Genomic DNA, 5,971 nt, shown 5'->3' with positions numbered 1-5,971 from the left:
GCCGGCGGCGTCGTCCTTCGCCGAGTTGATGCGCTTGCCGGTCGACAGGCGCTCCATCGCCGTCTGCAGCTGCATGTCGGCGGTGCGCGACGCGTTGCCCGCGCGGAGCGAGGCGATGTTGGTGCCGATAACAGTCATCGATGTTCTCCGATTTGAACGCCGCTCCCGCCGCCCTCGATGATCCGAGGACCGAGCCGCCAAGTGGTGAAACGGCCGGGGACGCCCGGACTTTAGGGCGAAAATCGCGGAGTGGGCCTCGCGCGCGCGGGGCCGCGCACGCGGGGGCCGCGCGCCCGGAAAATATCTGCCAGGGCCGGCCGGGCTTTACCGCCCGTTTACCAGTGCCGGTGCATTTCGGAGTCCTACAAAGAGGGTTCCTTCTTCGATGCGCTCGCTTTTTCCATCCGCCGCCGTCACCCTGCAGCGTTATCCGCTCCTATCCGCGCTCCGGACGGCGGGCTTCGCGCTCGGCAGCTTCGAGCGGGCGCAGCCGGGCCCCGGCGACCTCTTCCTGGTCGCCGAGGGCGAGGTGCCGCCCGTCGCCGCGCGCACCGTGATCGTCGGCGAGGGCGCGCCCGCCATCCGCCCCGGCCGTGACGGATCGCCGTCGCGCGTCACCTATTCCAGCGGCGACGCGGAGGTCGGCAACGCCTTCGTCCGCGCGCTCGTCGCCGGTCCCGAGACCCCCACCGCCGCCGACCCGGAGAGCCTGGCGCTGTTCGCGCTCGCCGAGCGGGTCGCGAACGCGGACATCACCGTGCTCATCAACGGCCCGACCGGCACCGGCAAGGAGGTGCTGGCGCGCGCGATCCACAATGGCTCGCCCCGCCGGAACGGGCCCTTCGTCGCGATCAACTGCGCCGCCCTGCCCGAGGCGATGCTGGAAGCGATGTTGTTCGGGCACCAGAAGGGGGCGTTCACGGGAGCCAGCTCCGGCGGCGAGGGGTTCTTCCGGGCGGCGAACGGCGGCACGCTGCTCCTCGACGAGATCGCGGAGATGCCGGTCGGGCTCCAGGCCAAGCTGCTGCGCGCGCTCCAGGAGCGCGAGGTGGTGCCGCTGGGCGCGGTGACGCCCGTGCCGATCGACGTGCGCGTCGTCGCCTGCGCCAACCGCGACCTGCAGGCGGAGGTCGCCGCCGGCCGCTTCCGCGCCGACCTGTATTACCGCTTGTCGGTCTTCCCGCTCTCGACCAAGCCGCTCGCGGAGCGGCCCGCCGACATCCCCGCGCTCGCCGCGACGATGATCCTGCGCCATGCCGGCAACCGCGCGGTCGTGCCCTGGCCAACGGCGGAGGCGATCGACCTGCTCCGCGGCCACGACTGGCCGGGCAACGTCCGCGAGCTGGAAAACGTGATCCAGCGCGCGCTGCTCTTCGCGGGCGGCGACCGGATCGAGGTCGAACACGTCCTGTTCGACCGGCCGGCCGCGTCGGCGCGGCCGAACCGGTCCGACGAGGCCTCGACGCTCGGCCAAGTGGTGCAGATGAGCGAGTTCGCCGCGATCCGCGACACCCTCGCGGCCTGCGGCGGCAGCCGGATCGAGACCGCGCGCCGTCTCGGCATCTCCGAGCGCACGCTCCGCTACCGCCTCGCCAAGGCGCGCGAGCAGGGTGAAGACGTCGGCGGCGGCTGGGCCCGGGCAGGTGCGGCATGAGCGGCATCGCAGGCGCCATGAGCGTCGACCGCGTGATGGCGCTCCGCGCGCAGATCCTCGAGCGCAATAGCGCCCTGTCGCGCGCGGGCGCTTCAGCCTCGCCTACCCCGGTCGCGGCGGAACCGACCAGTTTCGCGAGCACCTTCGATCAGGCGATCAAGGGCGTCAACGAGGGCCAGCGGCGCGCCACCGCGCTGTCCGAGTCCTACGAACGCGGCGAGATGGTCGACATCGCCAAGGTCATGCTCGCCCGCCAGGAAGCCTCCGTCGGGTTCGAGGCGACGCTGCAGGTCAGGAACAAGCTGCTGACCGCCTACAAGGACATCATGAGCATGCCGGTTTAAGATGGCCAACGCGCTCGCCCCACTGTCGCCCGCGTCCGTTCCCGAACGGTTCGCCAACCCCCTCCAGCAGCTGCGCGGGCTGATGGCGCAGCCCGCCGTCCGCCGCGCGGGGCCCGCCGCGCTGATCGTCGGCCTCGTCGGCGCGGCCGCGCTCGCCTGGGCGACGTTGTCGGCCGCGCCGCAAAAGACGCTGTTCCCCTCCCTGCCCGACTCCGACAAGGCCGCGGTCACCGCCGCGCTCGACCAGGCGAACATCCCCGCGACGATCGACGACGCCACGGGCGCGCTGACGGTGCCCGAGGATGATTACAGCCGCGCGCGCATCCTGCTGGCGGGGCAGGGGCTGCCCAAGGCCGCGCCCGGCGGCTACGCGATCCTCGACCAGCTGCCCATGGGCGTGTCGCGCGCCGTCGAGGGCGAACGGCTCCGCCAGGCGCGCGAGACCGAGCTCGCCCGCTCGATCCAGGAGATCGACGCGATCGCCGAGGCGCGCGTCCATCTGGCGATGCCGGAAGCCAGCGTGTTCGTGCGCGACACGGCCAAGCCGTCCGCCTCCGTCATCGTCAAGCTTCAGGCCGGGCGCGCGTTGTCCGACGCGCAGATCAACTCGATCATCAACCTCGTCGCCTCGTCGGTTCCCGGCATGAAGCCCGACGACGTGACGGTGGTGGACCAGCTCGGCGGATTGTTGTCCAAGTCGGGCGGCCCGAACGCCAACGCCGGCGGCGACCAGCGGATCGAGTTTCAGCGCCGCGTCGAGGACAAATACCGCCAGCAGCTCCAGCAGCTCCTGACCCCGCTCGTCGGCGCGGGCAACTTCACCGCCGAGGTGCAGGCCGTCGTCGATCTCGACGAGACGCAGGCGACGCGCGAAAGCTACGAGAAGCAGGGCGCGCTCCGTGCGGAGACGGGCAACTGGACCGGCAACCAGCAGACCACGACCGCCCCCGGCGGCATCCCCGGCGCGCTGTCGAACACCCCGCCCCCCGCCAGCACATTGCAGGCGCCGCAGCCGGCGATGGGCACGCCCCAGCCGGTCGCGGGTGGCCCCGCCCCCGATCCGATGAAGCAGTCGGACGCCTATCAGCGCGCCTACGACCTCGACCGCCAGGTATCCGTCACGCGCGCCGCGCCCGGCGGGGTCAAGCGGCTGTCGGTCGCCGTGCTCCTCCGCGAGCCGGAGAAGGGCCGCCGCACCGGCGCGGAGATCGCGCAGATCAGCGATCTGGTGAAGAGCGCGGTCGGCTTCGACGCGGGCCGCAGCGACAACGTCACCGTGATCAGCCGCAAGTTCGCCGGCGGCGACACGGCGGCGGAAAGCCCGGCCTGGTACGACGCCGCCTGGTTCCCGATGGTGGCCAGGAACGTAACCGCCATCGTCATCGCGCTCCTGGTGCTCCTCCTGGGCGTCCGCCCGCTCGCCAAGGCCTTGATGAAGACGCGCGCGGACGCGACGGCCGGCGCGGCCGACGGCGTCGGCGCGATCGCGTCCGATGGCATGAGCGGGGACAGCACCCCAGGCTTGACCATCCAGCAGCCGGTCGGGCTCGACGAGATCGACGCGACCCGCAGTTTCGACGAGCGGATCGGCGCGGTGCGCGGCTTCACCCGCGACAATCCCGCGCGCGCGGCGCTGGCGGTGCGCGACATGATCAAGGCGGACGCGAAACCGTGAGCGTGACCACCCTGCCCGGCGCGCGCAGCTACACGGGCGTCGAGCGCGCCGCCGTCCTCATGATGCTAGTCGGCGAGCAGGAAGCGGCCGCGATGCTCCAGAAGCTCGACCCCGACGAGGTCCGCCTGCTCGGCAGCGCGATGTTCGCGGTCGCCGACGTGTCGGAACAGGAGGTCGAGGACGTGCTCGACGATTTCGTAGGTCGCGCCCGCGAGCGCAACTCGATCAGCTTCGACCCGCGCCCCCGGATCACGGCGGTGATGAACATCGCGCTCGGCCCCGAAAAGGCGAGCAGCGTGCTCGCCCGCATCACCCCGCCCGAGGCGGCGTGCGAGCTGGAGCTGCTCGACTGGCTCGATGCGCCCGAGATCGCGGCGATGATCGAAAAGGAGCATCCGCAGATCGCGGCCGTGCTGATCGCCAATCTCGACCCGTCGGTTGGCGGACAGGTGCTAGAACGCCTCCCCGATGCGATGCAACCCGACATCCTCCACCGCATCGCGCGGCTGGGGCCGATCACGCCCGAGGCGGTCGAAACGCTGAAGGTGATGCTCGCCAACCGCACCGGCTCCGCCGGACGCGGGGGCGGCGTCTCGCTCGGCGGCGCGCGCGAGGCGGCGAAGATCCTGTCGGGCGCGCGCAAGGCGACCGAGCAGCGGGTCATGCCCAAGCTGTTCAAGCTCGACAAGGACGTCGCCAAGCAGATCGAGGAGGCGATGTTCGTCTTCGAGAACCTGCTGGAACTCGACGACAAGAATCTGGGCACGCTCATCCGCAACGTCGACGGCGAGATCCTGACGCGCGCGCTGAAGGGCGTCGACGAGGCCGTGCGCGCCCGGTTCCTAGGCTGCATGTCGGCGCGCGCCGCGGACGGCATCCGCGACGAGATGGAGGCGCGTGGACCGATGAAGCTCGCCGACGTGCTGGAGGCGCAAAAGGCGATGATCCAGATCGCGCGGGCGCTGGCCAAGGACGGTACCATCCAGATGGGCGCGAGCGAGGACGATTATGTCTGACGGGTTCGTCGCGGGTTTCGCCGCGCGCCACGCCGCCTCGCCCGAGCGAATGGCGCGCGCCATGTCCCCCCTGCCCGGCTTCGCGCCCAGGGCGGTTGGGAGCATGTCCGGCTTCGCGTCGGAGCCGGCGCATTTTCGTAGCCAGTCCGGGCCGAAGCATTTCTCCCCCGCCGACCGCGCGACCAACCCAACGGACGGCTGGGATCCGTTCGACCCGACGGTCGATGAGGAGCCCGTCGGCATAGATCCGATCGAGGCCGCCCGCGCCGCCGGCTACGCCGAGGGGCTCGCGGCGGCCGCCGCGACGGCGGGTGACGTGTTCGCCCGCGACCACGCGCTCCTGGCCGACATCGCCGCGACGCTCGGCAACGCCGGCCGCATCGACCGCGCGGCGATGGCGAACCGCCTGCGCCAGACGGTTATGCTCCTCCTGTCGCGCTTGGTGGGCGAGGTCGGCGTGTCGCCCGAACTGCTCGCCGGACGCATCGGCGCCGCGGCCGAGCTGTTGGCCGAGTCGGGCGAGTCCGCTCTGCTCCGCGTCCATCCGGACGATATCGCGCTGCTTGAGGGACGTCTGCCGCCGAGCATCTTCGCGGCGGGCGACGCGAGCATGGAACGCGGCGGCTTCGTGCTCGAGTCCGCCTCCACGGTCATCGAGGACGGACCCGGGCGCTGGCTTGAACAGCTGGCGCAGGCGATCGACCGCATCCCCGTCCCGCCCACATGCTGACCGGGTTCGCCGACGAATATCTGGGGTCGCTCGGTGCCCACGACTTCACGCCCGTCGCCACCGTGTCGGGACGGCTGTCCTCATTCGACGGGCTGCTGATGGAAGCGGTCGGCCTGACGCTTCCGGTCGGCACCGTATGCCGCGTCGGCGGGCCCGGCGCGGCCGGGGTCGACGCGGAGGTGATCGGTTTCCGGAACGGCCGCACCCTGATGATGAACCTGGGTGGCCCCGCCGCCCTCCTGCCCCGCGCGCCGGTCCGGCCGATCGGCCCGCCGGGCGAGGCGGAGGTCGGCGCGGCCTTGCTCGGCCGGGTGGTCGACGGGGCGGGCAAGCCGATCGACGGCCTCGGCGCTATCCGCAGCGCGGGCCGCTGGCCGCTCGCGGGCAAGCTGCAATCGCCGCTCGACCGAGGTCGCGTGCTCGAGCCGATGGATGTCGGCGTCCGCGCGATCAACGGCCTGCTGACGCTTGGGCAAGGGCAGCGCGTCGGCATCATGGCGGGCTCGGGCGTCGGCAAGTCGGTGCTGCTGGGCATGATGGTGCGCGCGGCGC

At 71.8% G+C, this 5,971-nt stretch carries 5 protein-coding genes and 2 pseudogenes; 6 read left to right on the top strand and 1 reads right to left on the bottom strand.

All coding sequences use genetic code 11. The features are described 5' to 3' along the window. A pseudogene (locus ACFE71_RS14445) lies at positions 1–138 on the bottom strand (flagellin FliC); the annotation flags it as partial. Positions 139–385: 247 nt separating this feature from the next. Between ACFE71_RS14445 and ACFE71_RS14440 the strand changes: the two are divergent. The 6 genes and pseudogenes from ACFE71_RS14440 to fliI form a co-directional block, all read left to right on the top strand. Continuing rightward, a complete protein-coding gene (locus tag ACFE71_RS14440; RefSeq protein ID WP_375429460.1) occupies positions 386–1,654 on the top strand; it encodes a sigma-54 interaction domain-containing protein in 1,269 nt (422 codons plus the stop codon). Next, positions 1,651–1,998, top strand: coding sequence for a flagellar hook-basal body complex protein FliE (fliE, locus tag ACFE71_RS14435; RefSeq protein WP_375429459.1), 348 nt, complete (start codon positions 1,651–1,653; stop codon positions 1,996–1,998). Before ACFE71_RS14440 ends, fliE begins: the two co-directional genes overlap by 4 nt. A gap of 1 nt (position 1,999) precedes the next feature. Then, positions 2,000–3,673, top strand: a complete 1,674-nt coding sequence (gene fliF / locus ACFE71_RS14430) for a flagellar basal-body MS-ring/collar protein FliF (protein WP_375429458.1) — start codon at positions 2,000–2,002, stop codon at positions 3,671–3,673. Between the two features lie 2 nt (positions 3,674–3,675). After that, positions 3,676–4,689, top strand: a complete 1,014-nt coding sequence (gene fliG / locus ACFE71_RS14425; protein ID WP_375429461.1) for a flagellar motor switch protein FliG — start codon at positions 3,676–3,678, stop codon at positions 4,687–4,689. Then, positions 4,682–5,419 carry a FliH/SctL family protein gene (locus ACFE71_RS14420; RefSeq protein ID WP_375429457.1) on the top strand — a complete coding sequence of 246 codons (738 nt, stop codon included), beginning with the start codon at positions 4,682–4,684 and terminating at the stop codon, positions 5,417–5,419. Before fliG ends, ACFE71_RS14420 begins: the two co-directional genes overlap by 8 nt. Further along, a pseudogene (gene fliI / locus ACFE71_RS14415) lies at positions 5,413–5,971 on the top strand (flagellum-specific ATP synthase FliI); the annotation flags it as partial. The gene ACFE71_RS14420 and the pseudogene fliI, both read left to right, overlap by 7 nt.

Source organism: uncultured Sphingomonas sp., from assembly GCF_964237155.1.
Taxonomy (GTDB): domain Bacteria; phylum Pseudomonadota; class Alphaproteobacteria; order Sphingomonadales; family Sphingomonadaceae; genus Sphingomonas.
This window is presented reverse-complemented; position numbering and strand designations above follow the sequence as displayed.

Excerpts from the sequence above, each read along its gene's own strand:
- ACFE71_RS14420 (WP_375429457.1), top strand. The coding sequence starts at position 4,682 with ATGTCTGACGGGTTCGTCGCGGGTTTCGCCGCGCGCCACGCCGCCTCG.
- fliF (WP_375429458.1), top strand. The coding sequence starts at position 2,000 with ATGGCCAACGCGCTCGCCCCACTGTCGCCCGCGTCCGTTCCCGAACGG.
- ACFE71_RS14440 (WP_375429460.1), top strand. The coding sequence starts at position 386 with ATGCGCTCGCTTTTTCCATCCGCCGCCGTCACCCTGCAGCGTTATCCG.
- fliE (WP_375429459.1), top strand. The coding sequence starts at position 1,651 with ATGAGCGGCATCGCAGGCGCCATGAGCGTCGACCGCGTGATGGCGCTC.